This is a genomic window from Glaciimonas sp. CA11.2, from assembly GCF_034314045.1.
Taxonomy (GTDB): domain Bacteria; phylum Pseudomonadota; class Gammaproteobacteria; order Burkholderiales; family Burkholderiaceae_D; genus Glaciimonas.
The window spans coordinates 5,128,791-5,145,961 of the sequence record NZ_JAVIWL010000001.1; the positions used below are offsets into that span (position 1 = coordinate 5,128,791).

Genomic DNA, 17,171 nt, shown 5'->3' on the forward strand with positions numbered 1-17,171 from the left:
CTTAGAAAACTTAGGCCAGACATAGGCCAAAAGTGGAATTAGTCGCAGGCGTGCAAAGAGTTTGGTGCAGACCTCTGATATCGCTTGATTCATCGACCACTGAAACGGTTGGTGCTTCGTGTACGCTTGCTCAGTCTCTTCCAGCTTTAAACCAGGCTCAGACGCTCTGCATTTCCCTGTCATATTTTAAATGTCGCTCAATAGTTGCGTCATCTCCTATTGAGCTGTCTGTTTTTATTAGATCACGACAACAATCACCGGGCTGAGAAAAATGTTAATAGTGCTGTCACAGGATGTTGAATTTCAATCCCATCGATAAGCTTAGCCTGACATCTGCACGAATAACCCGTTGCCAGCAACACCTCATCCTTTTTTTGAGCGCGTACGATGGGTCCCCAGCTTTGACCATAAATCGTTTCAGAAATAGATCTTTTTTTAGCTTCATGGCCATATGTGCCGGCCATTCCGCAACAACCGCTTGCTTTGATTTCTAGCCGCAGACCCAACGCTTCAAAAACCTTTTGCCAGTCTGTGATCGCTGAAGGAACGTTAGTTTTTTCGCTGCAGTGTGGAAGCAGAAAAAAATCGGGAGATCGCGTCGCGGGAACTCTTCTCAAATCGGCGACATGATCTGCTAACCATTCCTGCACCAGCTGCACGGAAGGCCCGGCATTTTCTCCCAGTACTTTTACGTACTCCGCACGATATGCAAGTGTCATCGAAGGATCGATTCCCACCAGATTAATTCCACTCTTTTCAAGCTGGACGAGTTTATCCGCAGTACGTGCTGCTACACGCTGAAAGCGCTTTAAGAACCCATTTACGTGCAGTGGCTTGCCATTCTCGGCATAGGGAGCGAGAAATGGTGTGAATCCAAGCTCGCGGAGAAGCTCAAATAGATCGAGTACAAGTCGCGTCTCAAAATAACTGGTAAACGCGTCTTGAACAACAATAACAGATTTGGATTTTTCGAGGGGAGACAGTTGGTTCAGATCACTGGATATTGCGTTGGAAAAACCCCTACGCCGTAATTCTGTTTGCAAGTCGATACCAGTCAAGACCGGCGTCTCCACCAAATTGAATACACGCAATACTTTCCTACCAACGCGACTCCCAATTAGTGCGTTGTAAAGCGTCGAAATCTTTGAGACAGCCGGCAGCATGCTCTCCAGTGAAGCAATAAGATAATCTTTTGGCGATCTTAGGTAGCGGCTGTAATATAGTTCAAGAAACTTGGCCCTGAATTCCGGGACATCCACCTTGACAGGACATTGCCCGGCGCATGATTTGCATGCCAGGCACCCGTCCATGGCTTCAAAAACCTCATTCGAGAAATCGTAGCGTCCAAATCGTTTCGTAACGGAGTTGGTGAGTCGAATTGGTAGCTTGGCGATCACGCTCTCTTTACGAAGTCTTGCAGTTTCTGCCAAAGGATCGACACCGTGCATAGCAAGCTGGCGCAACCACTCCCGCAGCAATGAAGCCCTTCCCTTTGGAGAATGCCTGCGGTCACGCGTCGCTTTCCAGGAGGGGCACATCGCGTCGTCCTGGTTGTAATTGAAACATGCGCCGTTGCCATTGCAATGAAGCGCCTCCGTAAAAGCCGCGCGGACGTGCGGGGGTACAACCCGATCCAATTGCCCACGTGTCGGGACCGAATCTATCCGCAGTAGCCGGGCATCATCAGGCGCGACGATTTTGCCTGGATTAAGGCGATTTTCGGGATCGAAAACAGCCTTGATCTCCTGAAGACACGCGTAAAGTGGTCCAAAAAAATCCGGTGAAAATTCTGAGCGAATTCCCTTCCCGTGTTCTCCCCACAATAGACCCTTATACTTCTTCGTCAACACGACAACCTCTTCAGAGATCAGCCTGATCAGTTTTTCCTGCTGAAGGTCCTTCATATCTATGAACGGCCGAACGTGCAGTACTCCTGCGTCGACATGACCAAACATACCGTAGTCCACCTTATGGCTATCTAACAAAGCACGGAATTCCGCAATATAATCGGCAAGATGTTCCGGTGGAACGACTGTATCTTCTACAAACGGTATAGGTCGCTTTTCACCCTTCGTGTTTCCAAGCAGACCTACCGCCTTTTTTCTCATTCCCCAGATACGCTCCACAGAAGCGTTGTCCTTCGCCATCGTAAATCCGCATCTGCCTGTGCTGCGCGTATCGTCCTGAAAATAAGCTTCGACACGATTGAGTATTACATTTAATTCTTCTACGGAGTCTGCAAGGAATTCGACCAGATTGATTCCCATCGCCGGCACTTCATCTTCAGGAAAAAAATCCTTAACGCCCAGCCAGATAACATCCTGTCTTGCCAGTCCCAACACCTTGGAATCAATGGTTTCGATTGATGAAGCACTAAGTGCCATCAAATTCGGAGCATCACGCAATGCGTTATCGAAAGTTTTATAACGGATGTTAACCAACGCACTGCATCGGGGTATCGGCAAGACATTGAGCTTGGCTTCCACCACCATACCGAGCGTACCTTCAGAGCCACAAAGAATATTATTGAGGTTAAATAGTCCGTTTTCATCCCTGATGTGCGCAAGGTCATAGCCGGTCAAACAGCGATTCAGTTTTGGGAAAATGGAAGCAATGAGATCTTTCTTGTTACGGTAGATCGCATCGATCACCCGATGTATTGCTCCCACTCTGTCGGTGCGACACTTCAATATCTCCAGTTCAGTCGGCCTCAGCGCCCGCGAATGCCACAGCGTGCCGTCAAGCAGCACTGTCGACAATTCAAGCACATGATTTCTTGTTTTTCCATACAGACAAGATCCCTGGCCACTGGCATCAGTGCTGATCATGCCGCCAATCGTAGCGCGGTTCGAGGTGGACAACTCTGGAGCAAAGAAAAGGCCGTGCGGTTTTAATGCCGCATTCAACTGGTCTTTAACAACACCCGCTTCAACACGAACCCAGCGTTCTGCCACGTTTATCTCAAGTATGCGGTTCATGTTGCGTGAGATATCTACTACGATGCCATCGCTCAGGGCTTGCCCGTTCGTACCCGTGCCACCACCTCGCGGCGTAAGCGCTAACGCAGAAAACCGAGGATCTGCCGATGAGCTGGTAATACGCACGACATCATCCACGGTTTTAGGAAATACGACCAGATTTGGCAAGCGCTGATAGATCGAGTTATCCGTGGAAAACACTGTACGGTCCGCGAAGCGCGCACTAACCTCTCCTTCAAACCCGCGCACTTGAAGCTCTGAAATGAAGTCGAGGTAGATAGACTCTACCGGCAACGATTCTAAAAGTCGTGGAATCATGGTTGACTATTGAGGCCCGTGGTTATGCCGTCATCTTGAAAATAGCGGTCGCATTATTGCTATCGAAGCTTAAATCGAGCTTTTCATCGCCGTCTCCATGAACTATCTGGTCGCGTTCAATGAATTCATAGAACGAACCAGGCACATCAATTTGCTCGAAACTGCTGACAGCACCTTTGAACCGTCTTGATACTGAATCCGCGAGAAAGGCCGTCTGGCGAACCCTGCCGTTCTTCGACACTTCCACTTCTGGCTTGATCGAAAAGCCAGCGGCTTTCAAGGAAGCATGCAGCTCATACAAATTGTCGACACGCGCAGTAGCATGGTTAAAGGCATTTCCTTCAGTCGTAATCCAACCCATCTCCGCCGATTCCGCGACGATCGTACGATAATCCTCGATGCAGGGCAGCTCGTGTTGACGACCAAAGCAGGCAGCAATGCCTAATACGACATTGGCTGCGTCATGAAAGGGCAGCGACATATCTCTTTCCAGTCGATCCAGAGTACCTTGAAGAGCCGATGTGACCGGATCACGACTTGTAGCGATCGTTCTGTAGACCGCTTGTTGGCATTCATCAGAAAGCTGGTCGGTAAATATCTCACTAATAAAAAATTGCGGGATGTCCTCGGGGAAATCCTGGTGCGCATATGAGCGCCCCATCATCTTCAGGCGCGGTAGAGGATATTCTCCGTTAAGCTGATAACCCAACGGAATCAAGAGCCGCGTCAACGCAGCTTCGCCCGAAGGAAACCCGTCGATTCCGTCAATTAAGACGGTACGCGCTGCACCATGATCCAATACAATTTTTGTGTCCTCGCTCTTGAACTCATAGACGTATCGTTTGGCAGCAGGTACACGCCTCAATAAGTCATGGAACAGGACCAGAGCGAGCGTCTGTGCAATCGACGCGCGGTCAACAGTACCGAGCGCTGGGCGATTTGTCAGCGTGGGGATGACATAGACATGATTGAGCACGTCTTTTGCGTCACCCTCATCGATGATGTAGGACAATAATTGAAAAACTGCCGATGATTCCATAATTTTTCCCTATTCATTAAAAATTTACCGACGAACAGCAACTAGCCGTAATTGCGACCAACCGTCAGGCCGCCACAAACATACAAGGTCTGCCCGGTCACGTAGTCTGCTTGCTCTGACACCAAATAACTTACCGCGCTTGCGACGTCTTCGGGCTTTCCCAGCCTTCGTCTGGGAATGGAAGCGACCATAGCGCGAGTTTGTTGACTGTCCGGTTGGTTGTTCGACGCCCACAACTCGGTCAGGATCTGGCCGGGTGCGATACAGTTAGCGCTAATGCCAAACGGCCCAAGTTCTATCGCGAGGGTGCGCGTCAATCCAAGGAGCGCCGCCTTCGAAGCTGAATAGCCAGCTCTGCCAGCCTTACCCAAGACCGCACCACTCGCGATATTAACAATGCGGCCCCATTGATTTTTCTTCATGGCTGGCAAGGCCGCCTGGATGGTCATCACAGAAGCTTCAACGTTGACCCGCCACTGCTGGCTCAGTGCAGTTGACGTGATCGTTCCGACGGTCTCGACAGCAACCGCACCAACGTTATTAACCACGATAGTTATCTCATGAAGGCGACAGATTTTTTCAAGAATTACCTGAGTTTCTATCGGATCGTCCAGGTCGCACTGATAAAGATGTCCTCGAAAATCGGGGACCGGGTTGCGCGCGATACCGATGACCTCGTAACCGTCCGCAGCCATTTGTTCCGCGATGGCCCGTCCGATACCACGGGTAGCCCCCGTTACTAGAACTGATTTAGCCATTTGATACCTTTCGTGGTTGTTCGGATTTCTGTCCAAGATAGGCGTCGACGATATCCGTCCTCTGGATTAACTTTGCGGGCTGATCATGCGCGACGATCTTTCCCAACTCGACGACGTAGGCATAGTCCGCCGCCTTCAACGCCCGCTGGACGCTTTGTTCGACCAGGAGAATCGTCGTACCGGCGGATTTCAGTTCGGCGATCACTTTGAAAATTTCGTCAACGATCAGTGGTGCCAAACCCATACTTGGTTCATCCAACAGCAACAGTTTCGGCTCCGCCATCATTGCGCGCGCCATGGCAAGCATCTGCTGCTCACCTCCAGAGAGCAAACCTGCTTGTTGCCGGAGGCGCTCCTGCAAACGCGGAAACAAAGATAGAACACGCGCACGCGTTGCTTTGTAGCGTGAAGTCGGTAGCCAAAAGCCACCGAGTCTCATGTTTTCATCCACGGACAGGCTTGGAAAAATTTGCCGACCTTCAGGCACCTGAGAAATACCCATGCGAGCGATTGCGGCGGCGGACCGCCCACTGAGCGGCTTCCCTTGGTAATTCAACGTACCGGACCGGGGCTGGACCAATCCAGACAAGCTGCGCATCAGTGTTGATTTTCCCGCTCCGTTGGGGCCAATGACCGCCACAGTCTGGCCAGCCTTGACGGACAGGGAGATGCCGCGCAACGCCTCAACTGCGCCATATGACACATAAAGTTCATTGATATCAAGCATGGGCGTCCTCTACTTCTGTTCCCAGGTAGGCGGCGATGACCGCAGGGTCGCTGGTGACCTCGTCTGGAATACCGGAGGTCACTAGTCGACCAAAATTGAGCACTGTAACCCGGTCGCTCAAGCATTTGATGAAAGGCATGTCGTGCTCCACGATCAGGATGGTGACGCCTTGGTCATTAATATCCCTGATCAATGTGGTTAACGTATCGCGTTCTACGTCGTTCATCCCTGCCACCGGCTCATCCAGCAACAGCAGACGGGGCCGGGCGGCTAGCGCCCGCGCAATCTCCAGTCGGCGTTGCGCGCCGTAGGGCAAACTGGCTGCTTGCGTGTGTGCATGATCGGCTAATCCCACCCGATCAAGCAGCGACAGTGCCTCGGCGACTACACTCTTTTCCTCATCGCGTCCCCGTCCCCATCCCAGTGCAGCCGAGAATACGCTTGTAGAAGCGAGCGCGGTGGCACCAAGCATGACGTTTTCGAGGACCGACATCGAACTGAAAAGTCGAATATTCTGGAAGGTGCGCATCATGCCGATTCCGGCTCGGTCGCGAAGAGGTATGGCACTTAAATCGCCCACACCGTCCATGTGAATAGTTCCAGACGTCGGCCGCTGCACTCCGGATATGATGTTGAACAGGGAAGTTTTACCTGCACCGTTCGGCCCTATCAATGCATGGATGTGACCTTGCTTGACCGTAAAGGAAACCTCGTTCAGCGCAGTTAGCCCCATAAATTTCATCGTGATTTTATCGACGATTAACATATCCACGTATCCTAAGAGTTTTGATTGGAAACAGTCCCGATGGCAGGAGCATGACGACGACGACAATCACTAGGCCGTTAAACATGGTGCGGTATTCGGCCAGCCCACTGAGCATTTCCGGCAAGGCGATCAAGACGATGGCGCCGAGAATTCCACCCAGTGGCGAGGCGATTCCACCTAGCACGACATAGCTCAACACCGTGACACACGATTGGAAAGTAAACTCATTGGGAGAAATACTACCCATCGCATGCGCATTGAGGGCTCCCGCCAGGCCTGCTAAGGCGGAAGAAATCAATACACAGGTCAGTTTCACTTTCCCTACATTGATTCCCATGACTGCTGCCGCAACTTCATCCGTCCGCACCGCCTCCATGTTGCGTCCAATGCGTGATTTTGAGATCCACAGCATTCCCGCGGCAACCAAACACACGATGAGATACAGAGTAGCTAAAGAAACAGGGTGCGGAACGCCGGAAATGCCTAACGCACCACCGAGAAATTCCATATTGATTACCACCGACCTGACGACGGCAACAAATGCGATAGTACCGATGGCCATATGAACCCCGGACAGACGCAGCATTGGATAAACAATCAATGCAGCGACTGCCGTGGCAAAGGCGATCGCCATCAACACCGACATCCACAGAGGTAAGCCAAACTGCATCGACAACGTGGCACTGGTATAGGCGCCCATCGCCATGAATGCGACCTGCCCAAGAAACAATTGCCCGGTTGCTATTACCCAATAAAGCGACAATGCCAGCAAACAGCCGATACCAACTTGGGTAAGCAGGGTCTGGTAGGTCCATAAAAGGTTATCAAAAAACACGTTCATGTCAGACCCTTTTCGCTGATTTCAATGGAATCAGGCCGGTAGGCAAGAACCATAAGGTGGCAAGTAGTAACGAAAATGTCACGGCATCCCGATATGCAGAACTGATATAGGCGCTAGTCATGATTTCGACAACACCGAGCAGCAAGCCTGCGACCAGCGCTCCAGGGATGCTACCCAGGCCGCCAATGATCACGACGGCAAAACCATGAAGCATCATTCCTTCGCCCATAAACGGTTCCACAGCGTTGGTGTTCATGCCGATAAGCGTACCGGCCACTGCAGCCAAAACGCCTGCCATACAGGAAATAAGGGCCGTGATCCGAAATGGCGACAAACCAACAAGCAGCGCCGCGATTTCAAGATCGCCGACCGCTCGCGCAGCAATACCCCATCTCGACTTTTTCAGGAACCAAAACAAGGCTATGACGATCACGAGGACAATCCCGACAATACTGATTTGCAGCTGGCTGAGCGTGATCGCTCCCAGATTCACGATAGTGTTTCCACCAAAGTTTGGCGGAAACCGAAGCGGTTCCGCGCCGACTAAGCGTGTTAATAGTGAATAAGCGAATAAGGACAACCCTGTTGTTGCCAGTAGCGATGCGAGATATCGATCCGTGCGGCGGCGCAGCGGTGTCACGATAATACTATCGAGCAAGATTGCAAAGACGCCAGTTGTAACGGCCGATATCAGCAGCGCACCGAACAGATTGACGCCCAATGCTTTGGCAGCCCACAAGGAAACGTAAGCGCCTACGGCAAAATAAACACCGTAAGTCAGATTAATGACGTGCAGAACACCAAAAATAATTGTAAAACCTAGGGAAAACAAGGCATATACAGCACCGAGTACGAGACCATTTGCCAATTGTTGTGCGAACACGTTATCTCCTTTTTGCACAGGGCAAAATGCAGCCCTGTAAAGCATTGCAGCCAACGAACAAATCGAACATTATGGGAAAGAGCAAAGCGGCAACCTGCGCGGCTCCTCTTTCCCCACAACATATCAATACACTGGCGCGAACAAATCCGAAATATCACGACCCGTGCAGTTGGCCCTCTTCATTTTTTGTCTGGATAGAAATACTTTGACGATGCCAAAGACATCGCCCAACCCTGCTACATCGGTGCAAATTTGCCATCTTTGACTTGCAGCGTTACTGCGTTGCCCACACCACTCGGATCCCGATTAGGGGCAAAAGAAAAATCCCCGAATAGTCCATGAATGCGCGACTTGGCCAAGGTATCGCGAATGCTGGCTGGCGTCTTTAAAGGAGAAGTTTCGATTGCCGTCACCATGAGCATCAAGCCTTGGTAGCCCTGTGCCGCATACGTATCTGGATCTTCTTTGAATTTTTTCCGATAGAGGGATATGAATTCGACATTTTCGGGATCTTTGCGGTCGATAAACCATGGACTTGAGACCACCAGACCCTCTGCGCTCGCGCCGGCCAGCTCAATAATTTTTGGCGAGTTGAAGCCATTTCCACCCACAAAGACCGTTTTCTTCGGCAACCCGAGCTTGGCGGCCTGCGTCAGAATGGACGCGCCGGTATCAGGATAAGCACCGGTGAAGATTGCATCAACGTCCATCGATTTCACTTTTGTAAGTTGGGCTGAGAAATCAGTGTCTTTCGTAGAAAAGGACTCAATATCAACGATGTCGATTTTTTCCTTGGCGGCAATGGCTTTATATATTTCTAGCGATTGCACCATATTGGGATCATCGTTGGCGTAGAAGATGGCAGCGCGCTTGATGTTGTACTTCGCCTTGGCCCTGCTCACCGAAAGCGGAATCAAAAGTTGCTCGGCCAGCGACGTGCGGAACACATAAGAACAAACATCAGGGATACCCTTTGCAGTCGCATTGACCGTCAACATCGGCACTTCTCGCTCACAAGCAATTCGGCCAGTAGCAAGGGCCTCGCTACTTAAGGTAGGTCCGATGATAGCCGTCACTTTTTCTTGCGCAATAAGGCGTCGGAAGGCATTAACCGCCTGATCCCGATTACCGGCCGAATCCTCTACAACGAGTTTTAAAGGACCGATACCTTTTACACCTCCCCGGGCGTTGACCTGCTCGGCCGCCAGTTGAATGCCTTTGTAGGTCTGCCCTCCGAATTTGGCATTCGGGCCGCTGAGGACCTGGACAATACCAAGACGTACTTCTGCAGGAGCAGAGATCGCCGTTGCACTGACGATAAGTGATAGTGCGGCAAACATGGTGATACTGATTTTTTTGGTACATCTGATAGTCATTTAATTCCCCCCTGAACTCACGATTGGCATCACATAGAACCCGATGAGATGACTATAGAGGATCAAAAAACCTCTAGCAAATCAAAAAATTGCAAGTGCATAGAATTAAATTCAACTCGCGTTTAGCCTTCTGGAAATTTCAAGGGTGGTTGAGAAATATGCGAACGGAAGCATCTCTTTTCGTTGAATAATTCCATTACATCCACACAGCGAGGAGTCGAGATGTCTAAATTCTATCCAGCGATCGATGGTCAGTTTCGTGAATTTATCGAAGACCAACAACTTTTTTTTACTGCCACCGCGCCGGCTAACGGACGCGTAAATGTTTCTCCAAAGGGCATGGACACATTTCGCGTACTCAACCCAAACCAAGTGATCTATCTTGATTTGACCGGTAGCGGAAATGAAACAGCAGCCCATGTCACCGAGAACGGACGGATGACAATCATGTTCTGTAGCTACGGGCGACAGCCGATGATCATGCGGCTATACACGAAGGCGCGCCTGATATTTCGTGGTGATCCAGAGTGGGACGAGCTGCTGGCAATGTTTCCGGAGATGCCGGGCACCCGGCAGATATTTTTTGCCGACGTTGAATCGGTTCTAACGGCATGCGGCTTTGGTGTTCCGGAATACGATCTGAAACGGGTGCGACCAACGTTGCAACAATGGTCCGAGGCAAAAGGAGAAGAAGGCATGATGGAATATTGGTATGACAACAATATGGAAAGTATCGATCAGCTGCCAACCGGTTTGAAAGTGGAGGAATAAAAGATGCTATACGACAACAATGATCTGAACGCATTGCGTGAACGCTCGACTGCAGCGATTTCGGACGCGCTGGACACGATCACCCGTCGCCAGCAAACGATTTCGCCATCGATCAGTTTGCTTTATGGCCAGCGGATCTTTGGACCTGCCATTACCATCATGGTCGCCGCAACCGCAGAGAAAGCATTTCATAAAGTTTGCATGCAGACGCTCGATGAATGCGAGGAAGGATCCGTTATCGTCCTTGCAGGTGATCCTGATCCAATCACCGCGGCATTCACTACAACCGAAATAGCAATAGCGAGCAAACGCCGGCTAGGCGGGTTGCTCACGGACTGTGCGGTCCGCACGCCAGCGGTATCGGCTCCCGATGCGGTCGGTGTTGCCGGCGCTGGTCGCTCGCCCGCCAGCGGTTTTGGCAGGATCAAAACAATGGCGCTGTGCCCTTCCTCAACCTGCGGCGGCGTCACAATCAGTCAAGGCGACATTATTGTCGGCGACCATCTTGGTGTGGTTGTTATACCGACCAAGCTGGTCCATGAAATTGCGGTCATCGCGCATCGGTACGAACAACGCATTGCCGACATGGAGCGCGATATTGACGTGTCTGGCAGCTTGCGCGGGGCGACTGACCGACATTGGAAAATTGTCGAAGCCGAAGCCGAAGGAGATGGCCAATGAGCACAAGCCAGGTGACACTGCATTTTGCCGACGGCGAACAGGCCCTCGTCCATTGCGACACCGAAAGCAATATCTTCAATGCTGCCAAAGCAGGCGGCATTGGATTGGCGCACGATTGTCTCAACGGCAGTTGTGGGACATGCAAAGGCCATTTGCGATCGGGTGCAGTCGACTATGCCTTGGAGCGCAGCTTGCTGGCCGTTTCGGGCGATGAGCCGGATGCTGTTCTTGTTTGCCAGGCGCAGCCGGTGTCTGCCTCTCTGGACATCGAACTGCCATACACCAGGGCCTCGCTTCTTCCCCAGAAAAAGCGAATGCTCAAGATCATCTCCAAAACGAAAGTAAGTGCCACCGTTTGGGATGTACGCTGCAAAGTGGAAAAATTGCGGATGTTCGAATTTCTTCCTGGGCAATATGTCAAGGTCAGCCCGCAGGGACAAGACTTCATGCGTGCGTACTCTCCATACACCTTGCCTGGAAAAAATGAGGTTGGATTTCTTATACGCGAACTAGCGAACGGCGCAATGTCTGGCTACCTAAATGAATCTCCGGTTGTAGGCGATGTCTGGAACGTCGAAGGCCCATTCGGTGTTTTCTACCGGCGGCATACCATCGCCCCGTCTCTCTATATCGCCGGCGGAACAGGTCTGGCACCCATCCTATCGATGTTATCCGATCAGGAAAGACTGCAACAGCCGACAGGCCCGAAACATCTCGTATTCGGCGTCTCGCGATTGGAAGATTTGTTCTACACAGATGAATTGAACGCGTTGCACGCCAAGATCGCTGATCTAACTGTGACCCTGGCGGTGGTGGATGGCATACAAGGACCCAACTGTGTCAAGGGTAGTGTATTAGACGCATTGAGTCCCGCCCTCTTCCAATCGCTCGGCACAACAGGCGCCACCTACCTTTGCGGCCCTCCCGCGATGGTGGGTGCGATACGTGATCGCGCACAAGAGTGGGACGTTCCTCTCCAGCGCTTTTATACCGAAGAATTTCTCCCTACTTAGGAGCATTGAATGAAATCCCAGAATCCCATTGTTTGCGCTGCGCAAATTGCACCGGTCTACATGAATTTGGAAGCCACCGCAGACAAGATCATCGAAAAAATCGCAGAAGCCGGCAAGCTCGGCGCCGAGCTGGTCGTGTTTCCGGAAACGGTTCTGCCTGGTTATCCCTATTGGACATTGATCCACGATCCCTACAGCGCCCGGATTCGTTTTTCCGGTAAGTTATACGAGCAAGCATTACGGCTCGATTCTCCTATTGTCAAGCGTCTGCAGACAGCGGCACGCGAAGCCGGCTGTGTCTCAGTCATTGGCATCAACGAGTTAGACGGCGGCACAATCTACAACAGCCAGCTTTCCATTGATGCTGACGGATCAATCCTTGGCTGCCGCCGCAAGCTCGTGCCTACGCATCATGAACGGATTACATGGGGAAAAGGCGATGGATCCGATTTGCAGACGTGGAATACCAGCGTAGGGAAAGTTGGTGCCCTGATCTGCTATGAGCATACAAACCCTCTTTTCCGATACGCAATCCAGGCACAGGGAGAAGATATTCATATCGCAAATTGGCCGGGCGGGATGCCTTGGACTGACGACCTGATTGACGCAGCGGTACGCATGTATGCGATCGAGTCGGCGTCGTTTGTCATTAGTACCACCTCTATTTTTACCGAAGACATTGCCGACTATCTGGGCACTGAAGCCTCACAAAAGCTGAAAATTGGCGGTGGTGCGTCGTCCATCGTTGCTCCTGGCGGAAAATATCTGGCGCGTGCACAAGCTGACAATGAAGAACTTTTGACGGCGCAACTTGACTTCAAACTCATTGCAGAGTGGAAACATATAGTCGATGGCTGCGGTCATTACTCCCGGCCAGACGTATTGAAATTACAGGTTAACCTCAGCAAGCAACTCAACATCGAAACCACTTACCAATCATCTTTTAATTCTGGAGTATAAAAATGGAAAAATATGTAACGCTGTCTTTTGATGACGGTCCGGACGCAGAAACCACACATGTTGTGCTTGATGTACTAAAAAAGCACAATATCAAAAGCAGTTTCTTTGCCATATGCTCGAAACTTGAAGACCCGGAAGCAAGAGATGCGGCAGAACGCGCAGTGCGGGAAGGTCACTGGTACGGTAGCCATTCTCACATGCACAAAACGCCGATGGGATGGATGGAAAATTTCGAGGATGCCATACCTGAAATCGATCTGGGCTTCGAGGCGCTTGGCGCACTTGCGAATCCCGAGATCATGTATCGGCCGTATGGCTTCGGTGGCGTTCTCGATACGCGCTTGTTGAACACTGTCGCGGTAGACCACTTACTGGAAAAAAAATACAAGTGCGTTCTGTGGGATTTCACACCTCGCGAATGGAAAAACGTCGACTCATGGGTAGACATGTGCGTTGACCATTGCGAAGGAAAAGAGTGGACCTGTTTAGCGCTAAGAGACAGTGAGAAAACAATCGGTGCGCAACTCGATGCATTGATTGTCAAGCTCAAGGAAAAGGGCTTCCAGATCAAGCAGGCCTTTCCTGATCATATTGTGCCAATCGCAGACGGGAAAATTTTGCAAAATATCGAAGGATATGTCGCAAAGAAAGAAACGAGACAAGCATGATCTTTTGCATCTATCGGATAGACAGGCACGGAAGCGGCACCGAGAGGAACAGGCTTAGGCAGCCGCATCTAGAGTACCTTTCGCGATATGCCGCGTCGATTCTTTTGGCCGGGGCACTTTTAGAGAATGGCAATCATGAAGACGCACCTGCTGCAACAGAAATCGGCAGTATGTACCTGGTCGAATTTGATGTTATTTCTGACGCTGAATTTTTCGCATACAATGACCCGTTTCATCTGGCAGGGCTATTCAAGGAGGTAAGCATTTCTGCTTTTGAAGCCCGGATCAGGAAGCCATTTGCCGGTGTTAACTAGCTAGCAAGTGGCTGGAACGTTCGGAGAATTCACTACGAACCCACTCAGTCAAGCTGCGCAGCCCCGGCAAGGCTGCGCGCTCGTCTGACACAAGAAAGTAATAAGTTCCATTCACCACGTGTCTGTCTTCCATGACCTGGACAAGTCGCCCTACGCGTATATCTTCCGCAATTTCAGAAAACCCGGCGAGTGTGATGCCGAGTCCTTCAATGGAGCCCTGGATCGCCAACTCCCTGCTTTCAAATATCAATTTCCGTGCATGCAAAGGAAGATCCATTCCGGTTCCACGAGCCCATGCCTCCCACTCCCCCGGCTGAGTCTCTACCTGCAAAAATCGAAATTCTTGCAAGCTTCCCGAAATACTTTTAGTGAGGCGCAAAAGTCTTGGACTGCAAACAATGACAAGTTTCTCGGAAAACAGTGGAATTTTCGAGTAACCCGGCCAATCAGTCTGGCCGAAGCGAATGGCACAATCGAGATCATTTCTGCCAGGGCGCGTCATGCTGCCGTCCTGCGAAGACAACCGTATGTTGACGTGAGGATGCATCTCCTCGAATTTAGCCAGATTAGGAATAAACCAGCGTGAGGCGAAATTAACAGGCATAGCGATATGTACCGCCCCTCCCTTCTTGTTCTCTCGGAATTCTGAAATAGCGTTATGAAGATTATCGAAAATATCCGACAATACTAACAAAAGTTCCGCACCGCGCTCGGTCAACTCCAGGCCGCGACCAGTCCGATTAAATAACTTGGTACCAAGATCATCCTCCAAGAGCCGAATCTGATGACTGACACCCGACGCTGTGATACATAGCTCTTCGGCAGCATCGGCGAGGTTAAGATGCTTTCCCGTTACTTGAAAAGCACGCATTGCGCGAAGGGACGGAAGGCGGCTCATTTGAAGTTTCGGCAAAAATGAAAATGGAATCGGCTATCGGTTAGTAGCTTTGACAGCTTTAAACCGGAGATGTACGTAATCAGCAATCCAATCACCATGTCCCGTTTTCAACACAGGTTCAAGCAATTTCTTGGCATAGCCCATCGCCTCCATCCGAAGCTCCGGCGGTACCTTAGAAAAGAATGGTTCACCAAACATCTCGAACCAAGCCTCAATTCCTTTTGGTAAAGGTGTCGGACGAGGAAATGTCTGGATGGAAATAACAGAAAAACCACTGACCTCCAGCAAATCACAACACTCGTCGGAGGCTGGGTAATAGAAACGCGGCACTTCCTCCTCTTTGACGCCGAAATGGAGCAGCGTAGCGATCATAGCGGTGTGGATCGCAGCCACATTACGATGCGCTCCGGTTTCCACCACAAAACGTCCGCCGGGTTTTAGAGCACGCCAGACACCCGCAAATACCTTGTCCACTTCCGGCATCCAATGAATGGATGCATGGGAAAAAACGGCATTGAATCGCGCTGGAAAGCTCAGGTTTTGAGCGTCAAGTACAAACGCGTTCACGCCACGTTCTCTGGCGCGTTTCACAGCATCAGGATCGATATCCACACCGGTGACGCGCGCACCACTTTCCATCAACAGTGCAGAAAGCAAGCCGTCACCACACCCCAAGTCGAGGACCTCCTCTCCCTGTTCGACGTTCAGTAATTCAACAACGCGCAGACCATAATCTCGGACAAACCGAACATCAAGTGATTGCGTAGCAGAAAGGCAAGAATTCATGCTGGACTTTCGTTACCGGATCTATGATAAAACTATACATTAAAAATCACAATCTATCAGCCTCGCGTTAGCGCAACTGCTCAGCCTTTCCATTGCGCCAAATGAATAGCGACTCATGCGGCTCAGTAAGGTCGCCCTTGCTGTCGAATTTCACAGTGCCCAGCGCCGTATCGAAAGAGTGCGAATGCAAATAATCGACGATATTATTTCCCATCCTCCCTCGATTTTTCTCCAGCGCTTGAATCAGAATTTGGGTACTTGCATAAGCATTCAGGGTGAATCCATCAGGTTCCGCTCCAATAGCCTGTAAAGACACCAATGCCTCACGCGCGCTAGGCTCGTCGCGATAGTCGTGATCGAAGGTGAAGAGCAGCCCTTCTGCCGCACCGCTCGAAGCGTCCCATACACTGTGATTTCCCGCGCCATCGTTGGAAATAAATTGTCCTTTAAATTGAGCGGCACGTGTTTGTTTTAGAAGCTCGCCCAACTCCGCCGCCTGGTGTCCACCGTAAAAAATGACATCAATCTCACTTTTGACCAGATCTGCGGCAATCGTCGAAATCTGCTCGGTACCATCAAGAGTAAATATTCGCTCAGGCTTGATTCCTTTTTTCGCAAGTGCATCGAGAACCCTTCCGCCGTGCCCTTTTCCGGTAAGGTCGCCTTCTTGAACGATCGCAATTTTCTTTCCTGCGAATTTTTCAGCGATAAATCCTGCAGCCAGTTTGGCCTGCTCATCATCTCGACCGGCTACGCGAAACACATTATGCAAGCCACGTTCCGTTAATGCCGAATTGGATGACGCCGCTGAAACCATCGCAATATTTGCCTCGGCATATATCACGGACGCAGGCATTGAGGCAATCGAACAAACATGTCCAAGTACAGCTTCCGCTTTTTTTTCAACTAGCTGCTTTGCAATCGTTTCAGCTCGATCAGCCGCACAACCGTCATCAATGAATTCGGCCGTTAAGTGCCCCCTATTTTTTTGACTTGCATTAGCATGATTTATTGCTGCCGTTACACCTGCACGAATCTGCGTGCCAAAGTTGGACAGACTGCCGGAAAAAGGCGCGACGACATATAGAGTAGTATCTGCCGTATCGTTGGCTGCAAAAGTCGGATTGCAACAAATCAGCAATGCCAATATAAAAATTAATTTAAATCCAGTTTTTCCATTTTCCATGACAGATCCAGTATTGTGCAATGAAATGCCCCGTGACACTCCAAACAGCGTATTTTAGAAATTTTGCCGATGTGCCAATTTGAATATCTACACTGGGTTATTGACAGAAGCAAAAATAGGGAAAGTCCTATGCCGCCTATGAAAGGCTAACTATCATAGGACTTCCTCTATTGGTTAATATGCGGTCCCAGGCAACCTGAAAATCATC

Annotated in this window: 17 protein-coding genes; 6 read left to right on the forward strand and 11 right to left on the reverse strand. The window is 50.5% G+C overall.

The genetic code is table 11. The annotated features are described in order from the left end of the window. Positions 1–254: 254 nt before the first annotated feature. From RGU75_RS22145 to RGU75_RS22180, 8 genes are all read right to left on the reverse strand, one after another. Positions 255–3,296 carry an FAD-binding and (Fe-S)-binding domain-containing protein gene (locus RGU75_RS22145; protein ID WP_322239728.1) on the reverse strand — a complete coding sequence of 1,014 codons (3,042 nt, stop codon included), beginning with the start codon at positions 3,294–3,296 and terminating at the stop codon, positions 255–257. 22 nt (positions 3,297–3,318) lie between these two features. Further along, entirely contained in the window at positions 3,319–4,335 is a 1,017-nt protein-coding gene (locus tag RGU75_RS22150) for a 2-oxoadipate dioxygenase/decarboxylase family protein (RefSeq protein ID WP_322239730.1), read from the reverse strand. Positions 4,336–4,376: 41 nt separating this feature from the next. Next, on the reverse strand, positions 4,377–5,093 hold the full coding sequence (locus RGU75_RS22155; RefSeq protein ID WP_322239731.1) for an SDR family oxidoreductase: 717 nt from the start codon (positions 5,091–5,093) through the stop codon (positions 4,377–4,379). Continuing rightward, positions 5,086–5,820, reverse strand: a complete 735-nt coding sequence (locus RGU75_RS22160; RefSeq protein ID WP_322239733.1) for an ABC transporter ATP-binding protein — start codon at positions 5,818–5,820, stop codon at positions 5,086–5,088. The genes RGU75_RS22155 and RGU75_RS22160 overlap by 8 nt, the downstream gene beginning before the upstream one ends. After that, positions 5,813–6,586 carry an ABC transporter ATP-binding protein gene (locus RGU75_RS22165; RefSeq protein WP_322239735.1) on the reverse strand — a complete coding sequence of 258 codons (774 nt, stop codon included), beginning with the start codon at positions 6,584–6,586 and terminating at the stop codon, positions 5,813–5,815. The genes RGU75_RS22160 and RGU75_RS22165 overlap by 8 nt, the downstream gene beginning before the upstream one ends. Beyond that, positions 6,570–7,427 carry a branched-chain amino acid ABC transporter permease gene (locus RGU75_RS22170; RefSeq protein WP_322239737.1) on the reverse strand — a complete coding sequence of 286 codons (858 nt, stop codon included), beginning with the start codon at positions 7,425–7,427 and terminating at the stop codon, positions 6,570–6,572. The genes RGU75_RS22165 and RGU75_RS22170 overlap by 17 nt, the downstream gene beginning before the upstream one ends. A 1-nt stretch (position 7,428) precedes the next feature. After that, a complete protein-coding gene (locus RGU75_RS22175) occupies positions 7,429–8,310 on the reverse strand; it encodes a branched-chain amino acid ABC transporter permease (RefSeq protein ID WP_322239739.1) in 882 nt (293 codons plus the stop codon). Between the two features lie 236 nt (positions 8,311–8,546). Continuing rightward, entirely contained in the window at positions 8,547–9,686 is a 1,140-nt protein-coding gene (locus RGU75_RS22180; RefSeq protein ID WP_322239741.1) for an ABC transporter substrate-binding protein, read from the reverse strand. Positions 9,687–9,908: 222 nt separating this feature from the next. Here RGU75_RS22180 and RGU75_RS22185 point away from each other — a divergent pair, with 222 nt between their 5' ends. From RGU75_RS22185 to RGU75_RS22210, 6 genes are read left to right on the forward strand one after another with little or no spacing between them, the layout of a single operon-like run. Continuing rightward, positions 9,909–10,457: a pyridoxamine 5'-phosphate oxidase family protein gene (locus RGU75_RS22185; protein WP_322239743.1), complete on the forward strand. Its 549-nt coding sequence runs from the start codon at positions 9,909–9,911 to the stop codon at positions 10,455–10,457. A gap of 3 nt (positions 10,458–10,460) precedes the next feature. Then, entirely contained in the window at positions 10,461–11,138 is a 678-nt protein-coding gene (locus tag RGU75_RS22190; protein WP_322239745.1) for a hypothetical protein, read from the forward strand. Further along, positions 11,135–12,151 carry a 2Fe-2S iron-sulfur cluster binding domain-containing protein gene (locus RGU75_RS22195; protein WP_322239747.1) on the forward strand — a complete coding sequence of 339 codons (1,017 nt, stop codon included), beginning with the start codon at positions 11,135–11,137 and terminating at the stop codon, positions 12,149–12,151. Before RGU75_RS22190 ends, RGU75_RS22195 begins: the two co-directional genes overlap by 4 nt. 9 nt (positions 12,152–12,160) lie before the next feature. Further along, positions 12,161–13,111, forward strand: coding sequence for a carbon-nitrogen hydrolase family protein (locus RGU75_RS22200; protein ID WP_322239749.1), 951 nt, complete (start codon positions 12,161–12,163; stop codon positions 13,109–13,111). Positions 13,112–13,113: 2 nt separating this feature from the next. Further along, on the forward strand, positions 13,114–13,779 hold the full coding sequence (locus RGU75_RS22205; RefSeq protein ID WP_322239751.1) for a polysaccharide deacetylase family protein: 666 nt from the start codon (positions 13,114–13,116) through the stop codon (positions 13,777–13,779). Then, entirely contained in the window at positions 13,776–14,093 is a 318-nt protein-coding gene (locus RGU75_RS22210) for a YciI family protein (RefSeq protein ID WP_322239753.1), read from the forward strand. Before RGU75_RS22205 ends, RGU75_RS22210 begins: the two co-directional genes overlap by 4 nt. On the opposite strand, the gene RGU75_RS22215 is transcribed toward RGU75_RS22210, so the two are convergent. The 3 genes from RGU75_RS22215 to RGU75_RS22225 all read right to left on the reverse strand — a co-directional run bounded on the left by RGU75_RS22215 (position 14,086) and on the right by RGU75_RS22225 (position 16,963). Then, the gene (locus RGU75_RS22215) at positions 14,086–14,991 is read right to left on the reverse strand and encodes a LysR substrate-binding domain-containing protein (RefSeq protein ID WP_322239755.1); all 906 of its coding nucleotides are present in this window, start codon (positions 14,989–14,991) and stop codon (positions 14,086–14,088) included. The two genes, RGU75_RS22210 and RGU75_RS22215, sit on opposite strands and share 8 nt — an antisense overlap. A 33-nt stretch (positions 14,992–15,024) precedes the next feature. Further along, positions 15,025–15,777, reverse strand: a complete 753-nt coding sequence (locus RGU75_RS22220) for a class I SAM-dependent methyltransferase (protein ID WP_322239757.1) — start codon at positions 15,775–15,777, stop codon at positions 15,025–15,027. A gap of 67 nt (positions 15,778–15,844) precedes the next feature. Continuing rightward, positions 15,845–16,963 carry a branched-chain amino acid ABC transporter substrate-binding protein gene (locus RGU75_RS22225; RefSeq protein ID WP_322239759.1) on the reverse strand — a complete coding sequence of 373 codons (1,119 nt, stop codon included), beginning with the start codon at positions 16,961–16,963 and terminating at the stop codon, positions 15,845–15,847. Positions 16,964–17,171 lie beyond the last annotated feature (208 nt).